The organism is Streptosporangium album (assembly GCF_014203795.1).
Lineage (GTDB): Bacteria > Actinomycetota > Actinomycetes > Streptosporangiales > Streptosporangiaceae > Streptosporangium > Streptosporangium album.
Map to the genome: position 1 here is coordinate 495,593 of NZ_JACHJU010000003.1, position 24,717 is coordinate 520,309.

The 24,717-nt window shown below is 68.4% G+C and carries 24 protein-coding genes; 5 read left to right on the forward strand and 19 right to left on the reverse strand.

Features of this window, described 5'->3' with window-relative positions; genetic code table 11:
• Positions 1-37 precede the first annotated feature (37 nt).
• The 3 genes from FHR32_RS32130 to uvrA form a co-directional block, all read right to left on the reverse strand.
• The gene (locus FHR32_RS32130; protein WP_184758273.1) at positions 38-514 is read right to left on the reverse strand and encodes a Rieske (2Fe-2S) protein; all 477 of its coding nucleotides are present in this window, start codon (positions 512-514) and stop codon (positions 38-40) included.
• A 139-nt stretch (positions 515-653) separates the two neighbouring features.
• Positions 654-1,055 (reverse strand): Rieske (2Fe-2S) protein, encoded by a 402-nt coding sequence (locus FHR32_RS32135; RefSeq protein WP_246468062.1) that lies wholly within the window; start codon positions 1,053-1,055, stop codon positions 654-656.
• Between the two features lie 109 nt (positions 1,056-1,164).
• Positions 1,165-4,005: an excinuclease ABC subunit UvrA gene (gene uvrA / locus FHR32_RS32140; protein WP_184758275.1), complete on the reverse strand. Its 2,841-nt coding sequence runs from the start codon at positions 4,003-4,005 to the stop codon at positions 1,165-1,167.
• A gap of 280 nt (positions 4,006-4,285) precedes the next feature.
• On the opposite strand from uvrA, the gene FHR32_RS32145 reads away from it, so the two are divergent.
• Together FHR32_RS32145 and FHR32_RS32150 are read left to right on the forward strand one after the other, a co-directional pair.
• Positions 4,286-5,098: a maleylpyruvate isomerase family mycothiol-dependent enzyme gene (locus FHR32_RS32145; RefSeq protein ID WP_184758276.1), complete on the forward strand. Its 813-nt coding sequence runs from the start codon at positions 4,286-4,288 to the stop codon at positions 5,096-5,098.
• Positions 5,095-5,736, forward strand: a complete 642-nt coding sequence (locus FHR32_RS32150) for an MBL fold metallo-hydrolase (protein ID WP_184758277.1) — start codon at positions 5,095-5,097, stop codon at positions 5,734-5,736. The genes FHR32_RS32145 and FHR32_RS32150 overlap by 4 nt, the downstream gene beginning before the upstream one ends.
• 120 nt (positions 5,737-5,856) lie before the next feature.
• On the opposite strand, the gene pssA is transcribed toward FHR32_RS32150, so the two are convergent.
• From pssA to FHR32_RS32210, 12 genes are all read right to left on the reverse strand, one after another.
• Positions 5,857-6,687, reverse strand: coding sequence for a CDP-diacylglycerol--serine O-phosphatidyltransferase (gene pssA, locus FHR32_RS32155; protein ID WP_184758278.1), 831 nt, complete (start codon positions 6,685-6,687; stop codon positions 5,857-5,859).
• Positions 6,674-7,321, reverse strand: a complete 648-nt coding sequence (locus tag FHR32_RS32160) for a phosphatidylserine decarboxylase (protein WP_184758279.1) — start codon at positions 7,319-7,321, stop codon at positions 6,674-6,676. Before FHR32_RS32160 ends, pssA begins: the two co-directional genes overlap by 14 nt.
• Before the next feature lie 129 nt (positions 7,322-7,450).
• Positions 7,451-8,449: a TerC family protein gene (locus tag FHR32_RS32165; protein WP_184758652.1), complete on the reverse strand. Its 999-nt coding sequence runs from the start codon at positions 8,447-8,449 to the stop codon at positions 7,451-7,453.
• Positions 8,450-8,680: 231 nt separating this feature from the next.
• Positions 8,681-9,793, reverse strand: a complete 1,113-nt coding sequence (locus tag FHR32_RS32170) for a glycosyltransferase (RefSeq protein ID WP_184758280.1) — start codon at positions 9,791-9,793, stop codon at positions 8,681-8,683.
• A gap of 2 nt (positions 9,794-9,795) precedes the next feature.
• Positions 9,796-11,439, reverse strand: a complete 1,644-nt coding sequence (gene murJ / locus FHR32_RS32175) for a murein biosynthesis integral membrane protein MurJ (protein ID WP_184758281.1) — start codon at positions 11,437-11,439, stop codon at positions 9,796-9,798.
• The gene (locus FHR32_RS32180) at positions 11,439-12,302 is read right to left on the reverse strand and encodes a hypothetical protein (RefSeq protein WP_184758282.1); all 864 of its coding nucleotides are present in this window, start codon (positions 12,300-12,302) and stop codon (positions 11,439-11,441) included. Before FHR32_RS32180 ends, murJ begins: the two co-directional genes overlap by 1 nt.
• Before the next feature lie 4 nt (positions 12,303-12,306).
• Complete coding sequence (locus FHR32_RS32185) at positions 12,307-13,272, reverse strand: copper transporter (protein WP_184758283.1); 966 nt, start codon at positions 13,270-13,272, stop codon at positions 12,307-12,309.
• Positions 13,269-14,480, reverse strand: coding sequence for a putative cytokinetic ring protein SteA (steA, locus tag FHR32_RS32190; protein WP_184758284.1), 1,212 nt, complete (start codon positions 14,478-14,480; stop codon positions 13,269-13,271). The genes FHR32_RS32185 and steA overlap by 4 nt, the downstream gene beginning before the upstream one ends.
• Before the next feature lie 118 nt (positions 14,481-14,598).
• Complete coding sequence (recN, locus tag FHR32_RS32195) at positions 14,599-16,311, reverse strand: DNA repair protein RecN (protein ID WP_184758285.1); 1,713 nt, start codon at positions 16,309-16,311, stop codon at positions 14,599-14,601.
• A 90-nt stretch (positions 16,312-16,401) separates the two neighbouring features.
• Positions 16,402-17,307, reverse strand: a complete 906-nt coding sequence (locus FHR32_RS32200; protein ID WP_184758286.1) for an NAD kinase — start codon at positions 17,305-17,307, stop codon at positions 16,402-16,404.
• Positions 17,308-17,331: 24 nt separating this feature from the next.
• On the reverse strand, positions 17,332-18,150 hold the full coding sequence (locus FHR32_RS32205) for a TlyA family RNA methyltransferase (protein ID WP_184758287.1): 819 nt from the start codon (positions 18,148-18,150) through the stop codon (positions 17,332-17,334).
• Positions 18,147-18,320, reverse strand: a complete 174-nt coding sequence (locus tag FHR32_RS32210) for a hypothetical protein (protein WP_184758288.1) — start codon at positions 18,318-18,320, stop codon at positions 18,147-18,149. The genes FHR32_RS32205 and FHR32_RS32210 overlap by 4 nt, the downstream gene beginning before the upstream one ends.
• Before the next feature lie 388 nt (positions 18,321-18,708).
• On the opposite strand from FHR32_RS32210, the gene FHR32_RS32215 reads away from it, so the two are divergent.
• Positions 18,709-19,056: an SCP2 sterol-binding domain-containing protein gene (locus FHR32_RS32215; protein ID WP_184758289.1), complete on the forward strand. Its 348-nt coding sequence runs from the start codon at positions 18,709-18,711 to the stop codon at positions 19,054-19,056.
• Positions 19,057-19,190: 134 nt separating this feature from the next.
• On the opposite strand, the gene FHR32_RS32220 is transcribed toward FHR32_RS32215, so the two are convergent.
• Both FHR32_RS32220 and FHR32_RS32225 read right to left on the reverse strand, forming a co-directional pair.
• Positions 19,191-20,207 (reverse strand): HAD-IIA family hydrolase, encoded by a 1,017-nt coding sequence (locus FHR32_RS32220; RefSeq protein ID WP_184758290.1) that lies wholly within the window; start codon positions 20,205-20,207, stop codon positions 19,191-19,193.
• A 25-nt stretch (positions 20,208-20,232) separates the two neighbouring features.
• Positions 20,233-20,574, reverse strand: a complete 342-nt coding sequence (locus tag FHR32_RS32225; RefSeq protein ID WP_246468068.1) for a tetratricopeptide repeat protein — start codon at positions 20,572-20,574, stop codon at positions 20,233-20,235.
• Between the two features lie 209 nt (positions 20,575-20,783).
• Here FHR32_RS32225 and FHR32_RS32230 point away from each other — a divergent pair, with 209 nt between their 5' ends.
• Positions 20,784-22,097: a DUF1015 family protein gene (locus FHR32_RS32230; RefSeq protein WP_246468069.1), complete on the forward strand. Its 1,314-nt coding sequence runs from the start codon at positions 20,784-20,786 to the stop codon at positions 22,095-22,097.
• An 83-nt stretch (positions 22,098-22,180) separates the two neighbouring features.
• Here FHR32_RS32230 and FHR32_RS47395 read toward each other — a convergent pair whose 3' ends face one another.
• On the reverse strand, positions 22,181-22,699 hold the full coding sequence (locus FHR32_RS47395) for a single-stranded DNA-binding protein (RefSeq protein WP_184758293.1): 519 nt from the start codon (positions 22,697-22,699) through the stop codon (positions 22,181-22,183).
• A gap of 110 nt (positions 22,700-22,809) precedes the next feature.
• Here FHR32_RS47395 and FHR32_RS32240 point away from each other — a divergent pair, with 110 nt between their 5' ends.
• Positions 22,810-23,736 (forward strand): MBL fold metallo-hydrolase, encoded by a 927-nt coding sequence (locus tag FHR32_RS32240; RefSeq protein ID WP_184758294.1) that lies wholly within the window; start codon positions 22,810-22,812, stop codon positions 23,734-23,736.
• Between the two features lie 49 nt (positions 23,737-23,785).
• Here the strand turns inward: FHR32_RS32240 and FHR32_RS32245 are convergent, their stop codons facing one another.
• Entirely contained in the window at positions 23,786-24,559 is a 774-nt protein-coding gene (locus tag FHR32_RS32245) for a hypothetical protein (protein ID WP_246468070.1), read from the reverse strand.
• Positions 24,560-24,717 lie beyond the last annotated feature (158 nt).

A 24,717-nucleotide genomic window follows, 5' to 3' on the forward strand; every position in this document is an offset into this window, starting at 1 on the left:
GGGTCCGCCTGCCCCGTGCCGACCCCGCGGGCGGTGCTCAGGCCAGGGTGATGGAGTCTCCCTCGACCTTGATCGCCTTCTCGGCCAGAGGCTTGTCAGCCGGACCGTTGGCGACGGAGCCATCTTCGATCTTGAACTTGCTACCGTGGCACGGGCAGTTGATCGTGCCCTCCGAGACGGAGGCGACATCACACCCTCGATGCGTACAGACAGAGCTGAAGGCCTTGAACTCTCCGGCCTTCGGCTGGGTCACCACCACTTTGGCATCCTTGAAGACCTTGCCGCCTCCCTCGGGGATGTCCCCGGCCTTGGCCAGCGCCTTCGCCCCGGAGCCCGCTCCCGAGTCCGACCCCGTGCTCGAACTCGCCGCGGGACCGGACGAGGGTGCCCCGGCCCCCGTCTCCGCGGCCCCGTCGGCAGCCGGCTCGCCGGAACCGGCACACGCGGTCAACACCGCCACCATCCCGGCACCTCCCGCGCCCAACATCACCGCACGACGCGTCGTATCAGTCATGGTCGTCCTCCAGAGTCCTCAGCTTCATCTTCAGTTACGGCTGCACCCCGCTGCCGGTTCAGCATGCCGTACCCCTTGTCGGAGGGCTGTGAAGAATTACGCCTTCGATGCGCTTATGTCCATGTCAGCGACGGCCGGATCAGGTCATCACGATGCCGTCGCCGTCGACCTTCAGCGCGAACTCGACCAGCGGAGCCTCGGCCGGGCCCTTGAGGCACTTGCCGGAGTCGGCGGCGAACTCGCTGCCGTGGCAGGGGCAGCGGATGACCCCGTCCGCGACCCGGCCGACCGAGCAGCCCCTGTGCGGGCAGCTCGCGGTGAACGCCTTGAACACCCCTGCCGAGGGCTGAGTGATCACGATCTTCCATTTGGCGATGACCTTGCCGCCGCCTACCGGCACATCTGCCGTCTGGGCGATGACCTTGCCCTTGATGCCCGGCGGCACGACACCGGGACCGGGTTCGCCGCCGGCGCAGCCGGTGAGCGCCGCCCCGCACGCCACGGCCGCCGTGGCGCCGATCACGTGCCTGCGTGTGGGCATCGTGGAACCTTCACTACTGCTCATCGCGGCCCTTCTCGCAATGTCCCCCGCCAAAACCGGACTACCGCGTCAAGGGTATTGACGCGGTAGCCCGGCTCCCCATCCGGCCTCAGGTGCCGAGGATTTTGCGCAGGAACCGTCCGGTGTGGCTGTCGTCGACCAGAGCCACCTCTTCGGGCGTGCCGGTGGCCAGCACGCTGCCACCTCGGGAGCCTCCCTCGGGTCCCATGTCGATCAGCCAGTCGGCGGTCTTGATCACGTCCAGGTTGTGTTCGATGACGATGACCGTGTTGCCGCCGTCGACGAGCTTGCCGAGCACGCCCAGCAGCCGCCGGATGTCCTCGAAGTGCAGGCCCGTGGTCGGCTCGTCCAGCACGTAGATCGTCCGGCCGGTGGAACGGCGCTGCAGCTCGGAGGCGAGCTTGACGCGCTGCGCCTCACCACCGGACAGCGTCGTGGCCGGCTGCCCCAGCCGGACATAGCCCAGGCCGACGTCGTTCAGCGTCTGGAGGTAGCGCTTGATGGACGGGATCGCGTCGAAGAAGCCGAGTGCCTCCTCGATCGGCATGTCGAGCACCTCGGAGATCGTCTTGCCCTTGTAATGGACCTCCAGGGTCTCCCGGTTGTATCGAGCCCCGTGGCAGATCTCACACGGCACGTAGACGTCCGGCAGGAAGTTCATCTCGATCTTGATGGTGCCGTCACCCGAGCATGCCTCGCACCGGCCGCCCTTGACGTTGAAGCTGAACCGGCCCTTCTGATAGCCGCGGACCTTGGCCTCGGTGGTCTGCGCGAACAGGTCGCGGACCTTGTCGAAGACGCCGGTGTAGGTCGCCGGGTTGGACCGTGGGGTGCGTCCGATCGGCGACTGGTCGACGTGCACGACCTTGTCGACGAGATCCATCCCGTTGACCCGCGAGTGACGGCCGGGGACGGTGCGCGCGCCGTTGAGCTCCTTGGCCAGGGCGTTGTAGAGGATGTCGTTGACCAGTGTGGACTTGCCGGATCCCGAGACGCCGGTGACCGCGGTGAACACCCCGAGGGGGAACTCCACGTCCACGCCCTTGAGGTTGTGCTCGCGGGCGCCCTTCACCGTGATCTGCCGCTTCTTGTCGCGTTTGCGGCGATGGGCGGGGATGACGATGCTCTTGCGTCCGGACAGGTAGGCGCCGGTCATCGAGTCCTCGGAGGCCAGCAGGTCCGCCACCGTGCCGGAGACGACGACCTGGCCACCGTGCTCACCCGCGCCGGGGCCGATGTCCACCACCCAGTCGGCCGCGGCGATGGTGTCCTCGTCGTGCTCGACCACGATGAGCGTGTTGCCCATGTCCCGTAGCCGGATCAGGGTCTCCAGCAGCCGCTGGTTGTCACGCTGGTGCAGGCCGATGGACGGCTCGTCGAGCACGTAGAGCACGCCGACCAGACCCGAGCCGATCTGGGTGGCCAACCGGATGCGCTGGGCCTCGCCTCCGGCGAGGGTGCCCGACGCACGGTCCATGGTCAGGTAGTCGAGGCCCACGTCGAGCAGGAAACCCATCCGGGCGTTGATCTCCTTGACCACCCGCTCGGCGATCTGCATGTCCCGGTCGGACAGCTCCAGCTTGGCCAGGAACGCCGCGCAGTCACCGATCGACATCGCCGAGACGTCGGCGATCGACCGGCCGTCCACCGTCACGGCCAGGGAGACCGGCTTGAGCCTGGCTCCCTTACAGGCCGGGCAGGGGATCTCCCGCATGTAGCCTTCGTACTTCTCCCGCATGCCGTCGCTCTCGGACTCGGCATGGCGGCGCTGCACCCAGGGGATGGCCCCTTCGAACGTGGTGTAGTAGGAACGCTCACGGCCGTAGCGGTTGCTGTAGCGGACGTGGACCTGCTCGCCGTAACCGTGCAGCAGGGCGTTCTGCGCCTTCTTCGGAAGCCTCTCCCACGGGGTGGTGATCTTGAAACCCATCGTGAGACCGAGAGCCTCGACGAGGCGGACGAAGTAATCGCTGGTGTGCCCGCCGGCCCATGGGGAGATCGCGCCGTCGTCCAGCGCCTTCTCCGGGTCGGGCACGATCAGGTCGGGGTCGACCTCCATCCGCACCCCGAGGCCGGTGCACTCGGTACAGGCCCCGAAGGGCGAGTTGAAGGAGAACGAGCGAGGCTCCAGCTCCTCGAACGACAGGTCGTCGTAGGGGCAGTAGAGGTGCTCGGAGTAGAAGCGCTCACGGTTCGGGTCGTTCTCGGGGAGGTCGACGAACTCCAACGTGATCGTGCCACCCGAAAGCTGCAGAGCGGTCTCCACGGAACCGGTGAGACGACTGCGCGCGCTCTCCTTGACCGTCAGCCGGTCGACGATCACCTCGATGTCATGCTTCTCCTGCTTCTTCAGCGTCGGCGGCTCGTCCAGCCGGACCACCGTGCCGTCGACACGGGCCCGGGCGAAGCCCTTGGCCTGAAGCTGGCTGAAAAGCTCGGCGTATTCCCCCTTGCGGCCGCGGACCACCGGGGCGAGCACCTGGAATCGGGTGCCCTCCGGCAGCTCCATCACCCGGTCGACGATCTGCTCCGGGCTCTGCCGGGCGATCGTACGGCCGCACTGCGGGCAGTGTGGCTTGCCGATGCGCGCCCAGAGCAGGCGGAGGTAGTCGTAGACCTCGGTGATCGTGCCGACCGTCGAACGCGGGTTACGGCTCGTCGACTTCTGGTCGATCGACACCGCGGGCGACAGCCCCTCGATGAAGTCGACGTCGGGCTTGTCCATCTGCCCGAGGAACTGGCGGGCGTAGGCCGACAGCGACTCGACATAGCGCCGCTGGCCCTCGGCGAAGATGGTGTCGAAGGCCAGGCTGGACTTACCCGAGCCGGACAGTCCGGTGAAGACGATCAGAGAGTCTCGCGGCAGGTCCAGCGAGACGTCCTTGAGGTTGTGTTCGCGTGCGCCACGCACGATGAGGCGGTCAGCCACTGCAGTCCCGACGTCGTTGTAGAAGGTTAAGAGCGGTCGCGGGAAGACTAGCGACGGGGTCCGACAATTTTCGGAGCAACGTCCGGAGGGCTCTGGGTTTCCCCGCCGTCTCCAGACTACGGGCTTCCCGCGAGTCATCGAGGTCGCTTGATGACTCGGCCACATCTTCCAACCACGGGGACACGATCGTTTATGCCCTGGCCCGGAACCCCGCCCAGATGGTGGAGTGGTGAGACGAGATCCTCCTCATCCGAAGGGGCCTCACGTCCAAGGAGTCCTGATGAACGTCCTGGAAACGCTCCGGGCCGAGCTGACCATCTCCACCGCCCGTCTGCTCGCCACCGCCGCCGGACTGTCCGACGACGGCGTCGCGGCGCCCTCCCGGTTGCCTGGCTGGACCCGGGGGCACGTGCTCGCCCACCTCGCACGCAACGCCGATAGTCACGTCAACCTCATGACATGGGCCAGAACCGGCGTCGTGACCCCCCAGTACCCCGATCCGGCGGCACGCGACGCCGGGATCGAGGCGGGAGCCGCACGGCCCGCGAAGGAGCAACTGGCCGACCTGGAGGAGAGCGCGGCGGGCCTGGCCAAGGCGATCGACATGGTGCCCGCCAAGGGGTGGACCACGATGATCAGCGGCATGCGCCCGCCCGGCCACCCTGCCTGGTACGTGCTGGTCCGCCGGCTACGCGAGATCGAGATGCACCACGTTGACCTGGGGGCGGGCTACGGGTGCGCCGACTGGCCGGAGACGTTCGTCCGCAGGGAGTTACACGACGCGATGGTGTCCTGGCCGTACGAGCTCGGCACGGTCAGCGAGATCGTGGTCGAGGAGGTCAAGGAGGGCGACAATCACCATCAGGTCTGGCGGGATCTCGGATCGGGACCGGTGGTGCAGGGCGATGCCTGGACCCTGCTGGGCTGGCTGACCGGCCGCTCGCCGGGGACGGGGCTTAGGGTGATGCCGGAGGGGTCACGTGGCAACCGGCCCGCCGGAGCCGGCGCCGGGCCGCTACCGGCGCCGCCACCGTGGCTGATCATGCCGGCGCCCCCTCACCTGCCCGCTGCCCCTCCTGAGGAGTACCCATGACGTACACCGGTGACGTGCAGGTCGGTGGTCCCGCCGACGTGCGTGAGCTGCCCGCCCTGACGATCTCCAAGCTGGCGGTCGGCCCGTTCGACAACAACGCCTACCTGGTGCGGTGCAACGAGACCGGCGACGGCGTGCTGATCGACGCCGCCGCCGACGCCGACCGGCTGCTGGAGCTGATCGGCGACCAGCCGATCAGCAAGATCGTCACCACCCATCAGCACGGCGACCACTGGCAGGCCCTGGAGCAGGTCGCCGCCGCGACGGGCGCGGCGGTGGTCGCACACCCCCTCGACGCGAGCGCGCTGCCGGTGCCGGTGGACCTGGAGGTCGAACACGGCGACGGGGTCACCGTCGGCGTGGTGACGCTGGAGGTGATCCACCTGCGCGGGCACACGCCGGGCTCGATCGCCCTGCACCACCCCGGTCACCTGTTCACCGGCGACTCCCTGTTCCCCGGCGGCGTCGGCAACACCAACAAGGACCCGGAGCGCTTCAACCAGCTGTTCACGGACGTGTCGGAGCGCGTCTTCGACCGGCTGCCCGACGAGACCTGGGTGTACCCGGGTCACGGCAGGGACACCACGCTCGGCGCCGAGCGGCCCTCCCTGCCGGAGTGGCGGGAACGCGGCTGGTAGACACCACCCGCACGGCTGACGCACGAGGCGTCAGCCGTGCGGACCGGCCCGCGGACATCCCTCACGCGGACCATACGGACATCGGCCCGCGGACCGGTCGGCGGCGGAGGCCGTGATCGGTCAGGTGAGGCTCTCGGACTCCCTGCGCTCCTTGCGCTTCTCCCTCTTGAACATCAGGACGCGCAGGGGGATGGCGGCCACGATGGTCACCTGCATGATGGCGCCGACCTTGATCAGTGTGTCGCCACCGGCCAGTCCCGCGGCCCAGATGGTCAGGCAGGCAACGTTGATCATCATCCAGGCGAGCACGGCCGCGGCCAGGTTGCCCTTGGGCTTGGGGTATTCGATCCGGCTCACCATGAGGTAGGCCACGCCGAAAATGGGCAGCAGGGTCACGACCGACGGCGGGAACAGCAGCACGATCGAGACCACCGTCATGGCGCCCATGGGGATGGGCAGACCCATGAAGTCACCGCTCGTGGTCTTCACGCAGGCGAAGCGCGCCAACCGGATCACCCCGGCCAGCAGCACCGATGCGGCGGCGACCATCACCAACGGGAACGGCACCTTATGGGTGAAACCACCCCAGATGACCACCATGAAGGCGGGGGCGAAGCCGAAGCTGATCACATCGGCCAGGTTGTCCAGCTCGGCCCCCATGGCCGAGGCACGGAATTTACGGGCCACCAGACCGTCGAACAGGTCGCAGGTGGCACCGATCAAGAGCAGCACCACCGCGGTGCCGAAGAACTGAGGAACGGCCGCGAACTTCACGCCCGCCTGGAGCTGGTTGATCGCCGACCAGGCCAGCACGCAGACGGCGAGGAAGCCGCACAGGGCGTTGCCGAGGGAGAGAGAGTCCGCAGCCGAGAGCCGGAACGCCTTGCCGACAGGCCCTCGGGGCTCGTCGTCCGTCTCATCCAGCGGCCAGCTCGCGTCAGCCGTGGTCAAGTCCGGTCACCCCCGCGACGGTCCGCTGCCCGACCGACACGGCAGGGGTGATTCCCTCGGGGAGATAGAGGTCCACCCGCGAGCCGAACCGGATGAGCCCGATCCTCTCGGCTCTGGCCACCTTCGCCCCTGCCGTCACGTAGGGCATGATGCGACGCGCGACCGCACCGGCGATCTGGACCAGCTCGATGTCGCCGAGCGCGGTGTCCAGATGCCACACGACCCGCTCGTTCTTGTCGCTGTCCTTGTTGAAGGCGGGCACGAACCCTCCGGCCACGTGCTCCACCGAGGTGACCGTGGCGGCCAGCGGAGCACGGTTGACGTGCACGTCGAGAGGGCTCATGAAGATGGCCACCCTCGTGCGGCCGTCCGGCCAGGGATCGATGCTCTGCACCACGCCGTCGGCGGGCGACAGGATCCGTGCGGGACCTGGCGTGCGCTCGGGGTCGCGGAAGAACCAGAGCATGCCACCGGCGAGCGCGGTCAAGGGAGCCGCCGCCAACGCCCAGCGCCGGTCACGGCGGCTGAGCAGTGAGGTCACTGCGGCGGCGGCCACGGTCGGGAGCAACCACGGGGAGACGCCACGTGCCAGCCGTACCCGGCCTGGCTGGTGGCTTGCAGAATCGTGGGACACGGGGAACCTTTTGTCATGTCTTGCGGCATTAGACCGGTATGTCTACCTGCCTTGAGGCAGGATGCTACCCATCTTCTCTGCCCTTGTATGGCGCAACCAGACAAGCAAAGCCCCTCACACGCCGATCCGCTAGCCCTGCGTGCCACTCGCGGAGGTGGTGATTTCCTTGCTTTCGCGTCCGTCGCGACGGATCTTGATCAGGCTGGCCACGGTGGTGATCACCATGGTGACGCCGATGACCGACAACGACAGCCAGATGGGCACCTCCGGCGCCCAGGAGACGCCACTGGAGTGCAGCGCCTCGAGAATCAGCTTAACCCCGATAAAACCGAGGATGAACGCGAGACCGTAGCTCAGATAGACCAGTCGCTGCAGCAGACCACCCAGCAGGAAGTAGAGCTGACGTAGCCCCATCAGGGCGAACGCGTTGGCGCTGAAGACGATGAAGGCGTCGGTCGTGAGGCCGAAGATCGCGGGAATGGAGTCGAGCGCGAACAGCAGGTCCGTGGTGCCGATGGCGACCATCACGATCAGCAGAGGTGTGACCATGCGCTTGCCGTCGACCTTGACGATGACCTTGGATTCCACGTAGTCGTCGGTGTGCGGCAGCACCCGCCGCGCCCAGCGCAGTACCGCGTTCTCCTTGTACTCGTCCTCGTCCTCGTCGTGGCCGTGCTGGCGGACCAGCTGCACCGCCGTGTAGATCAGGAACAGGCCGAAGACGTAGAACAACCACCCGAAGCTCGCCAGCGCGGCGGCGCCGACGGCGATGAAGGCACCGCGCATGACCAGGGCCATCAGGATGCCGACCAGCAGCACCTTGTGCTGGTGCACCTTGGGCACCGCGAAGCGGGTCATGATGATGTAGAAGACGAAGAGGTTGTCGACGCTCAGGCTGTACTCGGTGATGTAGCCGGCGAAGAACTGACCCGCCGGGGTCGGCCCACCGAAGATCCACAGCACGACGCCGAAGACGACCGCGAGCGTGACGTAGAAGGCGACCCAGAAACCGGCCTGCTTCAGAGAGAACTCTCGGGGCTCACCCCGGTCGACGATCCAGAGATCCAGGGCAAGAACCAGAAGGAGACCACCGATAACGGCAATCCATGCCCAAAAAGGAACAATCACGATGAATAACCCTCCGGCGGCGCGCACGACTGACTGCCGGAGGTCTCTCCCGCCCGCAGAGATCTGGACGCGGACCAACAGCCCCGGGGGCCTCGTGGAGCGAGGCAACACCGTGATGACGAGACTGTCGCGAAGGGATACTCCCCCCCTAACCAAGCCAGTATAGGTGTGACGCTTGGAAGCGCCTAATCCAACGATCAGGCAAGGCGTGGGGATTCGTTTCCCTACCGGCTACCTCCGGGAGAGCCCGTCGTACACCGCCAGCACGGCATCCAGCGCCTGTTCCGGACCGGGCAGTCCGGCGCCCCTCCTGGCAGCCGCCTCGGCCAGGATTCCGGCGAGCTCGTCGTCGGCGAGCAGTCTCTCCGCCGCCTCGCGCATCGCGGCGACATCCCCGTAAGGCACCAGGAGCCCGCCCTCACCCACCATCGACGGGACGCCGCCCACCGCGGTGGCGATCACCGGTGTCCCGGCCCGCAGGGCCTCCTGCACGTTGAGCGGCTGCCCCTCCCATCGGCTGGGCACCAACAGGGCTCGCGCGATACCGAGCAGGTCCACGACGTCGCCGCGGTCACCCAGGAGGCATACCGGCAGGTTCTCCCTGTCGATACGGCCCTGCAGCTCCGCGTGTAACGGCCCCTCGCCGGCGATCAGGAACACCGCCCGAGGCGCGGGGCCGACTGGCGTACGGCCCGCGCCGAGAGTGGCGGCGACGTCGAGCAGGACCTCCAGGCCCTTCTGCTGGGCGAGTCTGGCGACCGTCAGGAAGACGGGCCGATCCCCGATGCCGAGTTCGGCGCGGATCTCTTCCCGCCCGCGCCCCGAGGGGGCCAGCGCGGGCGCGGGCACCACGGCCGGCCCCACATGCCTGGCGCCCAGCTCCGCCATCCGCTCTCCCAGATCGGGAGAGACCACCAGGATCCGATCGGCGCGGCGGGCGACGATCCGTTCGAGAACCCTGTAGACCGCGCCGATCGCACCTGCCGCGGTGGAGGCGTTGTGGAGGGTCACCACCAGGCCTGTCCGGGTTCCGGTCAGGGCGAGCGCGGTCAGCGCACCGGCCCGCAGCCCATGAGCGTGTACGGCGTGCGCTCCCCGCAGCGCCCGCAGGGCCCGCACCGCGCGCAGGTCGCTGCGCGGACGGGGCCGGTCCGAGATCGGCACCGGCACGAACCGCGCCCCGAGCAGGCCGAACCCAAAGGCCTCGTCGGTGTCCGGCGGCCCGGCCACGACCACCTGGTGCCCCCTCCGCACCAGCCCTCCGGCCAGCATCGCCACGTGTCGCCCGACCCCGCCCGTGCTGGTACCCAGCACGAACGCCAGCCGCGAACCCGAGTCAGCCATCGTCAGAGGTCCCTTTCCGCCGTGCCGGACACCCGGCTGAACCGCCTCAGCAGCATCCGGGCATCCGGTCTGTCGATCACCGCGGCGACAGCCGCGAACACCGCCGAGGCGGCCACCGCGGCCACCACCCCGACCACCACGTACATCCAGCGTGACACGTCGCCGAAAGCCGTGACGACGGCGAGACCGGCGCCGTAAGCGGCGATCCCACCGAGCACGGTGGCGAGCAGCGCCCGCCATATTCCGTCGAGCGCCGCCGTACCGACAGCCCCGAGCACCGCGAGCACCAGCAGCCCTCCGCCCACGGTCATGCCGACGGTGCTGCCCAGCGCGAGCTGTCCCACGACGTCGGGCCTGGCGTGGGCGGCACGGGCCAGCAGGATCTGGGCGGCCAGCGCGACGGCCCATCCCGCCACCGACGCGACCGCCGCCGGCCTGCCTCTGCCGTGGGCGTACAGAACCCGCGCGAGATGGAGCATCAGTGCATATCCCGTCAGACCCGGCGCGAACAGCGCGACGGCTCTGGCCATCTCCCCGGGATCCCCACCCGGTGTGCCCTCCAGGAACACCTGGGACACCGGCACGGCGACCGCCGCCATCACCCCGGCCGCCAGGCCCGTCACCAGCAGGATCGCCCGTGTGGTGGAGGAGGCGAGGCCGTCGAAACCGGCCCGGTCACCGTCGGTGGCCCGGGCGGACAGCACCGGGAACGAACTGGTGGCGATCGGCACCACGAGCACCGCGAAGGGGAGCTGGTACAGCGCCCAGGAATAGGTGTAGACACCCGTCGCTCCCGCCCCACCCAGCTCGTTGGCGAGGCGGACCACGACGGTCAGCGCGACCTGCTGGGCGATGAGCACCGCGATGCCCGCGGTGGCGAGCCGCCTCGCGCGGGCCGCGACGCCCGGAGGGAAGGACAGCGAGGGCCGCAGCCGCAACCGCAGCCGGGCCACCGGGCCGGCCACGGTGACCACCATCGCGGCGGCCGCGATCGTCGCGCCGAGGGAGAGAGCCAGCTGCCCCGCCGTCGTGAGACGTGACAGGTCGTGGGCGGCTCCGTTGCCGACCGGTCCGAACACCAGATAGGAGGCGACGATCAGCAGACTGGAGACCAGCGGTGCCAGGGCCGGTCCCATGAACCGCCGGTGGGCCTGGAGCACGCCGTACAGGACCACTGCGAGGCCAAAGAAGATCATGCGCGGGGCGAAGACGACGAGCATGCTCGTCCCGGCCTCGATGACCTGGGAGACATCGCAGTCCCGTACGTTTCCGACCAGCAGCGTGACGATCGGCCCGGCGAACGCGGCGATGAGCAGGGTCAGCGGCACCAGGGCCAGCATCACCCAGGTCAACAGAGCCGACGTGGTCTGGCCGACCTCCGCCCTGGCCTCAGGATCGACGTCGGCCCGTGACGCCGCGGAGGCCAGCACCGGCACCACCATCCCCGCCAGCGCGCCGCCGGCCACCAGCTCGAAGACGATGTTGGGCACATAGTTGGCAGTGTTGTAGGCGGTGCTCAAGCAGAGATTGCCGACCGTCTGCGACTGGACGAGATAACGGCCGAACCCGACTAACCGGGCTGCCACGGTCACGATGCCGATGAGGAGCGCCGCCCCGGCGATCCCCCGGCCGATCTTTCTGGTCATCAGTGGATGGGCGCCTGCTCCACGGGGCGACGGCCGAGCATGTCGATGCGGTTGAGCACGGGGTGACCGGCGATGACCTTGGTAAAACTGATCTTTTCCGAGGCCGCGGTCAGCGCGACCACGGTGCCGAGCACGACCAGGCGTCCGGGGCGGCCGAGAGCGACGGAGGCGGCCAGGCCGAGCAGAGCGCCCAGCGCGTTCGCTCCCGCATCGCCCAGCATCGCCCGCTCACCGAGGTCTTCGTGCAGGAGCGCGACCGCCGCGCCGATGGGCAGCGCGGCCAGCGTGGCCGAGACCGGAGCATTCCGATAGAGACCCGCGGCGAGCAGGGGCGCACCGGTGAGCAGGCCGACCTTGATGGCGCGGCCGGGGCGCAGGTCGAAGAGGTTGGCCAGGTTGGCGCCCCCCGCGACCAGCGCGCCGTTGACCACGGTGTCGACGGGACCGCGGGAGGTCAGCGCTGCGGCGGCCAGGCCCGTCACTCCGATGCCCATGAACTTCATGGTGCCGCTGGTGACCTCACCTTTGGCCAGAGCCCTGAGGTGACCCTTGAAGCCCTTGGAGGACGTCGCACCGTACAGGTCGTCATAGGCGCCGAGACCACCGCTGCCGGCCACGGTCAGCAGGACGGCCGCGCGGATCCTGGCGGGCAGCCCTGGGATCGCGGCGGCGGCCACCCCCGCGCCCACGGCGAAGGCCGGCCCCTCAAGCAGGGTGATGGGCTCGCCCCGGTGGTTGGTCCGGTTCCAGGTCTCCGCGTCGCCGACCGGTGGTCTTCGGGTGAAGGCGACGTAGGCGGCACGGGCGGCCGCCGCGCCGAGAAAGGCTCCGGCCAGGGCTCCGAGAAAAGCACGACGGGCCATTGGGTCATCCTCCGGAGGTGGCCGAGGGGGTGGGGGACGCGCTGGGCTCGATGCCCGAGACACCGGAGCCGATGCCGTACTGCCCCGTGACCCCGGACAATTGCTCCCGTAGAGCGTAGACCACCACGATCCGGCCCGCGGGCATATCGACGTTGTCGACGCTGGAGACCTTCTCCGCGACGGCGGTGTCCTCACGCAGCGCGGCAATCGCCCCGCCCGCCGTGGTGGCGGGCAGAGCACCGGCCAGCACAGCACCTCGGCTGGCCTCGTCCAGGCCCAGGGCCATCGAGACGATCGCGCTCGCCTGCGGAGCGGCGCTCTCCCCGGTGTACGGCTCCGCGGGGGCGATCAGCACGGCCAGGTCCGCACGCTTGGCGGGCTGGTCGGTGACGCTGAGCAGGCCGTCTCGCTGGAAGGCTTCGAGGATCCCGGTCGCCGTGGGGTTCACCTTGCCCACCTGCGCGGGGTCACTGGTCACGATCGCGTCGGCGAGCAACGTGGCCGCCCTGTCATAGGTCGTGCCCTCCACAGGCACGTTCAGGTCCACGGGCTTCACCTCGGTGACCAGTTTGTCGATGGAGGCCATCCGGCCGGGTTCGACGTAGCGGTCGGTGAGGGTGACCCTGCCGGTCACGGTCGCCCCCGACGCGGCGATCACTTCCTGCACCGCCTCGCGCATGCCCGACGTGGCACCGGGGGCCTCCACGATCACGACGCTCTCGGTCGCGAGCGCGTCCTGGACCAGCCGGGGGGTCGCGGCGGTGACGAAGGCGTCATTACCCGTCTGACGGGTCTGAAGGGCCTCGATCTCGTCACGGAGCGCGGTGTTCCCCTTGCTCAACCCGTCGGCGAGGCTCTGGGCCGTCTTGATGGCGGGGTCTTCCAGGAAGCTGGTGCCCAGCACGATGCCGACCGACAACGCGAGGAAGATCGCGACAATGGAGACGAGGTGATAACGGAAATCGATCACGAGAAGAGTCCGACCAACCAGAAGATGAAGCCGTTCCAGCCGTCACGGACGCTGTCCACCCAGATCTTGCCCACCGGGGAGAAGAAGATCGCGACTCCCATGGTGATCAGCGTGGTCGCCACGAGCAGGAGCAGCGAAGGAGTGGAGATCCGGCTGCGGTAGAGCCGGCTGACGCCCTTGGCGTCGACGAGCTTGCTGCCCACCCGGAGACGGGTGAGGAAGGTGCTGGCCATGCCGGAACGGCCCTTGTCGAGAAACTCCACCAAGGTCGCGTGAGTGCCGACGGCGACGATCAGGTCGGCGCCCTTGTCGTCGGCGAGCAGCATCGCGATGTCCTCGCTGGTGCCGATCGCCGGAAAGGTCACGGCGTCGTGGCCGAGCTGCTGGACCCGCTCCAGACCGGGGGCCCGGCCGTCTCTGTAGGCGTGCACGACCAGCTCGGCTCCGGAGGTGAGCGCCTTGGTGGAGACCGAATCGAAGTCGCCCACGATGATGTCGGGCTGGTAACCGGCCTCCATGAGGGCGTCGGCGCCACCGTCGACCCCGATCATGATCGGACGGTATTCGCGAATGTAGGGGCGGAGGACGGCGATGTCCTCCTTGTAGTGGTAACCGCGCACGACGATGAGGACGTGGCGCCCCTCCATGACGGTCCGGATGTCGGGCACCCCGATCCCGTCGATGAGCAGATCACGCTCACGCCGGACATATTCCATGGTGTTGGCCGCGAAGGCCTCGATCTGGATGGTCAGCCCGGCCCTCGCCTCGGCCATCGCGGCCTCGATGGACTCGGCCGTCTGGATGTCGCCCTTGCCGACCAGCTCGTCGTCGAGGTAGACCGCCCCTTCGTGCACCCGGACCAGCTCGCCGTCCTTGACCCGATCGAACAGCTCGGGGGTGGCGTTGTCGATGAACGGCACCCCGGCCTCGACGACGATCTGCGGCCCCAGGTTGGGGTAGCGGCCGCTGATGCCCGCAGCAATGTTGATCACGCTCGCCGCGCCGCACGCGACAAGCGCCTCCGCGCTCACCCGGTCAACGTCAACGTGATCGATAATCGCGATTTCCCCGGGCCTCAGGCGTTTGGTCAGTCCCTTGGTCCGCCGATCGATTCTCGCCACTGCCGTCACCCCGGGAAGGTCCGTGACCTTCCTTCGGCGGAGGTAACCGTTGAGCTTGCTCCGAAGCTCGTCAATCGGCACCTTCATTACGACCATCCTGCCAGAGCAAACGACTGGGAAAGCCAACCCTCCGACAGGATGCCGGATTCGTCATGGAAGATTCCCGCGGGTTCCTGCTCCCCCGAGAGAGGGGAAACAGTCCTCTTCAGGCCTTGTCAGCAGCGGCGATCGCGAGCAGTTCCTCCGCGTGCGCACGGCCCAGCTCCGAGTCCTCCAGCCCCGCGAGCATACGGGAAAGCTCCCGAGCCCTGCTGTCCCTGTCGAGGGCGACCACGCCGCTGCGCACCACGCTGCCGTCGCCGGCCTTCTCCACCACCAGATGCTGGTCGGCGAAGGCCGCCACCTGGGGGAGATGAGTGACGACTATCACCTGCGCGGTGCGGGCCAGCTGCGCCAGCCGACGGCCGATCTCCACCGCGGCTTTGCCGCCCACGCCCGCGTCGACCTCGTCGAACACGAACGTCGGCACCGGGTCGGCACCGGCGAACACGACCTCGATGGCGAGCATCACCCGGCTCAGCTCACCTCCGGACGCGCCCTTGTTCAGCGGCAGCGGAGGAGAGGCGGGGTGCGGGGACATCCGCAGCTCGACCTCGTCGACACCGTGCGGGCCGAAGTCACCGGTATCCGTCAGGCCGACCACCACCCGGGCGTGTGGCATGGCCAGCGCGGTGAGCTCCTCGGTGACGGCCCCCCCGAACCGTTCGGCGGCGGTCGTCCGGATCCGGGTCAGCTCTGCGGCCAGCTCGGTGAGCCGCCCGGTGAGCTCCTCATACTCGCGGGTGAGGTCACCGATCCGCTCGTCGTCTCCTTCGAGCTCGGCGACGCGCAGCGCGGCCTGGGCCGCCCAGGCCAGCACCACGCCGGTGTCCTGGCCGTACTTGCGCACGAGGCCTGCCAGCACGGACTGGCGCTCCTGCACCACCGAGAGACGGACCGGGTCGGCCTCCACCGACTCAGCGTAGGAGGCCAGCTCGGTGGCGACATCGGAGATGAGGTAACCCGCCTCGGCGAGCCTGTCGGCGATTCCGGCCAGCACCGGGTCGAACTCCCGGACAGCCTCGACGGCCGTGCGGGCCTGGCCGACCAAGGTGACGGCATCCTGCATGGCCTGCTCGCTGGACATGGGGTCACCGAGCAGGGCCCGGTGCGCCACCTCCGCCGCGTTCCTGAGGGAGTCGGCGTGGGAGAGCCGTTCCATCTCCTCGCGGAGCTCGACGTCCTCGCCCGGCTTGGGGTCGGCCCTCTCGACCTCTTCGAGCCCGAATTTGAGTAGATCGGCCTCCCGGGCGCGCTCCTGGGCTCTGGCGGTGAGTTCGGCCAGCTGGTCGGCGACCTGCTTGTGCCGTTTATAGACATTTTCGTACGCCCGCAGCGGCTTGACCAGGTCCTCACCCGCATAGCGGTCGAGAGCAGCACGCTGGCGGCCGGGCTGGAGCAGCCGCTGCTGGTCCATCTGGCCGTGGACGGCCACCAGGTCCTCGGCAAGGTAGGTGAGCGTGCCCACGGGGACGGCACGACCCCCCAGCCAGGCGCGGCTGCGGCCCTCGGCGGAGACCGTACGCGAGATGATCAGCTCCCCGTCCTCGACCACACCACCCACGTCCTGCACCTGCTGGGCAACCCTGCCCGCCGGGTCGACCACGAGCGTGCCCTCGACGGTGGCCTTGTCCGAGCCGGGCCGGACGCGAGCGGGGTCCGCCCGGCCGCCGAACAGCAGCCCCAGGCCGGTCACCACCATGGTCTTGCCCGCACCGGTTTCGCCCGTGAGCACGGTGAATCCCGGCGACAGCACCAGGACGGCCTCGTCGATCACACCGAGCCCTTGGATGCGGACCTCCTCGACCCTGGGTCGCACTGGCCCCTCCCGTCACATCGAATTCACCGAACATCAGTGCGGTGCGCGGGCACGATCCTACGCGCTTGGGCCGGGAATCGCCCGGACGCGCTACGGCCTCGTACGGCCCCGCCACCCCTGCACAGGAAGATCGAATTTGGCGACCAGCCTGTCGGTGAACGGCGCCCCGGTGTCCTCCAGACCATGGAGCCGCGCCAGCCGTACCGGCACCTCACCCCGCCGGAACTCAACCCGCGCTCCGGCGGGCAGGTCGAACCTGCGGCGGCCATCGCACCACAGCACCGCCCCGGCCGTGTCCGGCTGGACCTCCAGAGCCAGTGTGGAGCGGGGGGAGATCACCAGCGGCCGGGAGAACAGCGCGTGGGCACTGATCGGAACCAGCAGCAGCGCCTCCACCTCCGGCCAGACCACCGGCCCGCCAGCCGAGAACGCATAAGCGGTGGAACCGGTCGGCGTGGCACAGATGACCCCGTCACACCCCCAGCGCGACAGCGGCCGCCCGTCGATCTCGGCGACCGCCTCGAGCATCCGGTCGTTCTTCTCCACGGTGGCCTCGTTGAGCGCCCAGGTGTCGGCCAGCAGCCGCCCGTTGAGGCGGGCGGTGACATCGATGGTCATCCGCTCCTCCACGTCGTAGCGCTCCTGGAGCACGCAGTCCACCGTGACCGTCAGATCCTCGGCCTCGGCCTCGGCCAGGAAACCGACGTGCCCGAGGTTGACGCCGAGCAGCGGCACACCGGCGGGGCGGGCGAGTTCGGCGGCCCGCAGAAGGCTGCCGTCACCACCGAGCACGATCATCATCTCGGCATCCTGGACGGCTGTGGCGCTCGCGGGCACCACATCGGCGCCCGCGCACGCGATGGCATCCGCCTCGGCGTTGAGGATACGCACGGTCAGCCCGGCGTCCAGCAGCCGGCCGATCACCACCCGAGCGGCCTCCACGGCCGCGCCTCGCCCGGTATGGGCGGTGACCAGCACGGTGCGCTTCGTAGTCATGTTCACTCTTTCAGGGGATAACTACTACCGAGGACCCTCTGCCACCGCGCGTTCGATCTCGACGCCGAGGTCCGCGACCGGCGGCGCACCGTCCCCCTTGCCCAGCCAGATGACGTACTCCACGTTGCCCGACGGGCCTGGCAGCGGGCTCGCGGTGACGCCACGCACGGTCAGACCGAGCGTCTGCGCGGTTTCAGCCACATCCTGCACGGCCTGCGCTCGCAGTGCGGGATCACGGACGACCCCTCCCGCCCCGACCCGTTCCTTGCCGACCTCGAACTGCGGCTTGACAAGCATCGCGAAGTCAGCCTGCTCGGCGGCGCATCGGGTCAGGGCGGGCAGCACCAGGCGCAGCGAGATGAAGGAGAGATCGCCGACGACCAGGGTGGGGGCCTCCCCGACCATTTCAGGGGTCAGGTCCCTGACATTGACCCGCTCCATGACCGTGACCCGATCGTCGGTCCGCAACGACCAGGCGAGCTGGCCGTATCCGACGTCGACGGCGAGCACGTGCGCCGCGTCGTTACGGAGCAGCACGTCGGTGAAGCCCCCCGTAGAGGCTCCGGCGTCCAGACAGCGCCGCCCCGCGACGGTCAGTCCCCGTGGCCCGAAGGCCTCCAGGGCGCCGAGGAGCTTGTGCGCCCCCCGCGAGACGTAGTCGGGGCCTTCGGCGGCCTCGGTGACCACAATGGCGGAGGCGGTGTCCACCTGTGTCGCCGGCTTGGCCGCCAACTGTCCGCCTATGCTGACCCGGCCCGCCTCGATGAGCTGGGCGGCCTGTTCTCGGGAACGGGCCAGTTTCCGGCGCACGAGCTCGCTGTCGAGACGCGTCCGTCGGCTCATCGCTGCTGGTCCGGGGTATTTTCCACCGAGGCGAGCGACTGTTCGAGCCCGGTGAACACCTCCTCGAACACACCCACGTGCGCCGAGACGGGCAACGCGCCGAGCTGGGCGAGCCCACCCAGTGCGGTGTCGACCCGCTCCTCGCCGATCTCCTCCGGCAGGTCCGTCATGCGCCCCCTCCGGAGTGCTCTCGGCCGTCATGGTGGTCACACGGGCACGTGGCGCGCGGCCGACTCCGTCCGTGGACGTCCCTGACCGTATCGGAAGCTGTGGCACTCGTCGCCCCGGTATCGTTGCCCAGCTCCGCGGCCGGGCGGCTTCCTCGCCGCCGACCAGGTCGAACGCGCCGGGCAGGCGCCTCGAACGCCATGGCAGAACCGCTCCCCTGCGATGTGTACCCTCGCGTGCCGGATCGCACGTCGTGTTCATGTGAACGCTACCGGAATGCGAGACGGCGATCCCGCCCGCAGACCTGGGAGCATGTCAACGTCGGTAGGTTCGTAGGATTCGGACTGGCCCGAACGGAAGGCCGGTCCGAACGGAAGGGAGTGCCGCACGATGGCAACCGTCGACGAGTGCAGGGTGGCGCTACGCAAACTCGCCGAGCAGTTCGACGAGATCGACCAGGAGAGCCGCAGCAGGCATGTGGTCGAACGCAGTATCAGTTGCCACATCCGCGATCTCGGCGTCACTTTCTACGGCCGCCTCCATCACGGTGGCCTCGGCCCATTCGATGATTCGCCACCCGCTGACGGCAGGTCCGCCGAGGTGAAGCTGACCATCGGCAGTGACGACCTGGTCTCCCTGGTCAACGGGGAGCTCGACATGGGGCGCGCCGTGTTCGGCGGTCGTGTCAAGATCGATGCCAGCTTCGGCGACCTTCTCCGTCTCCGCAAGCTCCTCTGAAGATCCCACCCGGAGGCCGAGCCGGGGACGCGCCGACGTTTCCCCCGAAACGGGCGGGGCGTGGCCGTTCCCTGACCCGGCGGATCTTCTCGGCGAGGGAGGCAAGGAGCCCGTTCTCCCGACGCCCCTTGACGTCACCGGAGTGACGTACGGCCGGTACACACGGAGCCGAGCACGGTCTTCACCGCGTCCTCGTCCGCCTGTCCCTCTCCGGCGGCCTCCCATGTCGCGGCAGAGGCCGCCCGGAGCCCGTTAAGCGGGTCTCCCTGCCCTTCGAGGTGGAGACGGCCCTCCTCCCAGGAGGCCGTCCATCCGTCACAGATCCATCCGCCCTCACTCCGGCGTACTGACGGATAAGGCCTGTGCAGGGCCGACAGGTCGGCTGCGACGTAGGTGGGCCGGTGCCGGGGGCCGGCGGTCAGCAGGTCAAGGGGGCTCGCCACGCCGGTCAGCACCAGCAGGCTGTCCACCCCCGCGTTGGTGGCCCCCTCGATGTCGGTGTCGAGGCGGTCGCCGACCACCAGAGGTCGGGTCGATCCGGTCCGCAGCATCGACTCTCGATGCAACGGCGGCTCGGGTTTTCCCGCGACGATCGGCTCCACCCCGGTCGCCGTGGTGATCACCCGCGTCATCGCGCCGTTCCCCGGCAGTTCGCCCCGGCCGGTCGGCATGGTCGAGTCGGCGTTGGCCGCGACGAACAGTGCGCCCTGCCGCACAGCCAGCGCACCCTCCGAAAGCAGGCCATAGGACAGCCCGGGGGCGATGCCCTGCACCACCGCGACCGGACTGTCCATGGCGGTGCTGACCGGCCGCAGTCCGTGCGCACGCAGGGCGCTACGCAGTCCCATCCCTCCGACCACCAGGACCGCCGCGCCCGGCTCGAACCGTTCGGCCACCAGCCGCGCGGCGGCCTGGGCCGAGGTGACCACGTCCTCAGGGCCCGCCGGGGCTCCGATCTCTCTCAGGTGGTCGGCTATCGCCCCCGGAGTACGCGAGGCGTTGTTGGTGACGTAGGCGAGCCGCACACCGTGTTCCGCCGCCTCGCGCAGCGACTCGGGAGCACCCGGTACGGCATCGCGCCCGAGGTACACCACCCCGTCAAGATCGAGGAGGAGAGTGTCATAGAGGTCAATCAGCGTCTTTACGTCCACACGCTCATTTCATCATCCATGCGGGTCACATCCCACGGGCGCGTAACGTGGCACGGACGCTTTTCAGCGCCGACACGTAGTGCCGCTGATCGGGACGCATGGCCACCGCGATGGCCAGAGGCTCCTGGGCTCCTTCCATGTCACCGGTACGCCACAGGGCGAGACCGAGACCGAAATAGGCATAGTCCTCGGTTGGATTGGCGTCGACGATCCAACGGAAACTGTGAACGGCGTCGGCGTACTGCCGGGAGTTGAACTGAGCACGGGCGAGCGCCTCCCGGATGCTCCGCGACTCCGGCTCGGCGTCGGCGGCACGCTCCAGCAGCGCTACGGCCGCAGCCGGGCTGCCCTCGGTCAGCAGCTTCATCCCGCGTTGAAACCAGTCATAGACGTCCCCGGCCGGAGCGCCCGTCTCTGGGCGGGGGGAATCAGACGGACCGCTACGTCCTTGGACCATACGTGAGGCCTCCTTCATCGACAGACGACGGATCTGACCGATTTCCTGACGGTCCGGCCACCGCCACGCCATCGGAGCGGTCCCTGGACGTTTCAGGCCTTTATGGCAGCATGCCCTCTATGGCGAATCCTGAACTGCCGGTGCCTGACGGGCTGGTACTGCGCCCGTTCCGTGCCCTGCGGTTCACGGTTGACGACCTGGCCAAGGTGACCTCTCCGCCCTACGACCTGATCGCCGAAGCCGACGTGCGAGAGTTGCTCGACTCACATCCAAACAACGTGGTGCGCCTCATCCTTCCCGGCACCGACCGCCACCGGTACGGGGAGGCGCGGGAGACGCTTCGGACCTGGCTTTCCACCGGTGTCCTGGTCGCCGACGAGACCCCCGCCGTATACGTCTACGAGCAGACCGGCCCGGGAGTCCTGCAGCGCGGGCTCATCGGCGACGTGGGCCTGGTCGCTCTGGAGCGGCAGATCATTTTGCCGCACGAAGACGTCATGCCTGGACCGGTCGCCGACCGGCTGGCACTCATGCGCACCACCGAGGCCAACCTGGAACCAATCTTCCTGCTCTACGAGGGCGATGGTGGTATGGCCACCCTCCTTGTGAACCAGATCGCCGACTCCCGAGCGCCACTGGTCGAAGCGGAGACCCGCGACGGAGTAAGGCACCGGCTGTGGGCCATAACCAACCCCCACGAGCTCGCCTCTCTCGACGCCGATCTCCGGACCAGGAAGGCCCTCATCGCCGACGGCCATCACCGCTACGCCACCTACCTCGCCCTCCAGCACGAGCACCACACCCTCAGGCGAGGGCAGCTCGCTTCGGCGGACGACGCGCCCACGCCTGAGCGCCCTATGAGACCGGGCCCCTGGGACTTCGGCCTGGCACTCCTGGTGGACTCCAACGCCTATCCACCGGATCTGAAGGCCATCCACCGAGTCATTCCCGGGCTGCCGCTGGAGGAGGCGGTGACCCGGGCCAAGAGAGCCTGGCACGTGCATGAACACGTCGGCCTCGCCGAGGGGATGGCCGCGCTGAAGGGCTTCACCGGGCCGGCCTACCTGCTGTCCGCCGGAGGCCCGGCATACCTCCTCACCAACCCCGACCCGGATCAGGTGGAGCAGGCCATGCCCACCGGTCGGTCCGCTCGGTGGCGCGCGCTGAACACCTCCGTCCTCGCAGAGTTCCTGCTGCCGAAAATCTGGGGAATGAACGACAACGAGCAGTCGGTGCGCATCGTGCACCACGACCCAGAGAAGGCGGTACGGCTCGCACACGAGTCCGGGGGGACAGCGGTGCTGCTGAACCCACTGACCGTCGACGACGTGCTCGCGGTCGCGGCTCAGAGAGAGCGGGTGCCGCGTAAGTCCACCTCTTTCGGCCCCAAACCCCGCACCGGCCTGGTCCTGCGCACCTTCACCTTCGACTGACCCGCCATCGACCGACCTTCTCCCGGCCCGGTTGGGTGATCATGGGCTGAGTGGTTGCGGGCCGAGCAATCACTCAGGAGCAGTCATCCAAGAGACGGCGCCTCCACATGTCGTGAGACAGAGACCCGCGTGTTTTCCCCAGCGGCATGAAGCGGCTCAGAATCGGCGGGCCCAGATGCCGCCCCCTTCCCCGCCGCGCCGGCCTGGGCCCGCACAAGCGAGCGCACCGGCCTGGGAGAGGTGGGATCTGAAGCCCGGGCCCTCTCGTCGCCGGTCAGAAGCGGGGCGGCCCGGCGCTCCACACGCCTCACTGAACGGACCTCGACCTCGTAACCAGAGGATTTGGCCCCATCATTCCCCCACCATCGGCGACGCAAAGAACCCATGACCTCGACCATGTCGTCAGGTAGCCAGTCGGCCACGGCCCTGGTGACCTCGGGCTCGAACGACACGCAGGGAATGGTGTCCACGCGGGTCCCTCGACCGCGTTGCTGCCGCCGTACGATCATTCTCCAGCTGCCGAGCGTGCTCCCGCTCTGCAGCGACCTGATTCGCGCCGTCTCAGGCAGACGGCCTACCAGGGTGACCTCGTTGCGATCCATCGAATCCTCCTCCGATCTCTGCCGGTCGAGAACGACTCTTTACGATGTGAGCTACGCCGGAATGGCCGAACGCTGTTCTGAGGAAGCCGGTTCCAGTTCTGAGGTGGCCTGTGGACAACATCACCGCCCTCGGCGGAGACGTCTATGAGATCGACACAAGGATGGCCGGATACTCCGGCATCACAGCGGGATATCTGATACTTGGAGACCGTCCATGCCTGGTGGAGACGGGCACTTCCACCTCTGCTCCGGTGGTGCGCGATGCCCTGACCACCCTGGGAGTCGGTCCGAACGACCTCGCCACGGTCGTCGTCACGCATATCCACCTGGACCATGCGGGCGGAGTCGGCGACATCGCCGGGTTCTATCCGCAGGCGGAGATCGTGGTCCACGAGAAGGGAGCGCGGCATCTCGCCGATCCGTCCCGGCTTATGGCCAGCGCACGGATGGTCTGGGGTGACAAGCTGGACACCTTGTTCGGTGAGCTGTCGCCCACGGAATCCTCCCGGATCCGCGCGCTCGGCGACACGGGGACCGTCGATCTCGGCAACGGGCGCACGCTGGACAGCCACTACTCCCCCGGCCACGCCAAGCACCATGTAGGGCTGATCGACTCGGGCACCGGCGACCTCTACGTCGGCGACGCGGCCGGGGTCTACCTCCCTCAGACAGGCGACCTGCGGCCCGCCACACCGCCACCGGACTTCGATCTGCAGACCGCGCTGGATTCGATCGGCCTGTTCGAGGCTCTCGGTCCGCAGCGGCTGCTCTTCAGTCATTACGGGCCAGTGACAGACGTCGAGGAGACCCTGGGACGTTCGGCGGAGGAGTTACGTATCTGGGTCGAGTTGACTCGACAGGCACGCTCGGAGGGCATGGATTTGGATCATGCGGTGGCCATGGTCAAAGAACGCACACAGGAACGCTACGCGGCTCTGAAGGCCGATGACGTGACCGCTGAGCAGTTCGAACTACTCAGCGGCGCTCCGTCCAACGTCGCGGGAATCCTGCACTGGCTGGAGCGGGTCCAGCCATAGGAGACCTCCGTCTTGGGTGAACGGGTCAGTTCACCCAAGACGGAAGAAGCTATTTCTTCTCGGCCTTGCCCTCGTCGGCGTCATCATCATCGTCATCGGCGGGATCGTCGAGGATGTCACCGAAGTCGGGTTCAATGAAGGCCGGGCCGACACCGGCTTCGACCTTGTCCTCGACGGCTGGAGCCTCGTCCCGGTGATTGTCGTCGATGACGGGTTCATCGACGAGATCGTCCTCTGCCTCGATCTCAGCGTCGAGGGCGGCGGCATCGTCAATCTTGACGTCCGCCTCTTCGTCGACGTCCTCATCTTGGAGATCGATGTCGGCGACCAGAAGATCGCCGATTTCCTCGATGTCAAACTGGTCGGCGGCGTCCTCGTCGTCGTCCTCGTCGTCCTCGTCGTCCTCGTCGTCCTCGTCGTCCTCGAGGTCTTCGATGACAGTGCCGGTCAGCTCCGCGTAGCGCTCAGCCGCGTCGGTCTCTCCGTCCTCGTCGAAGTCCACAGCGCGACCGAACCACTCGGCGGCCGGCTCCTCATGACCCGCATCGGCCAAGGCATCGGCGTAGGCGAAAGCCAGACGTGCCGACCAGGGCTGCGGACGGGTGTCGCGCAGTTCCGGTAGACGCTGCAGGGTGATGACCGCGGCGTCCTTCTGACCAAGGTCCCGGCGAGCGCCGGACTCCACGATGGCGAGCTCGATCTTGCCGATCCGGTCGAGACGCTCGGCCTCCTTGGAACGGACGAGGTCCAGGGCACGCTCCGGGCGGCCAAGGCCGCGCTCGCAGTCCGCCATGATCGGCAGGAACGCGTCGGAACCCGTCATACGGCGAGCTGCCCGCAGATCGCTCAGTGCCTCGGCGAAGTGCCCGGCGCGGTAGGCGGCGATGCCAACGGCCTCACGGATGACACCGATCCTGGCGGCGAAGCGACGGGCGACCTTGGTGTGTTCATAGGCCTGCTCAGCGTCGTCCTCACCGAGAG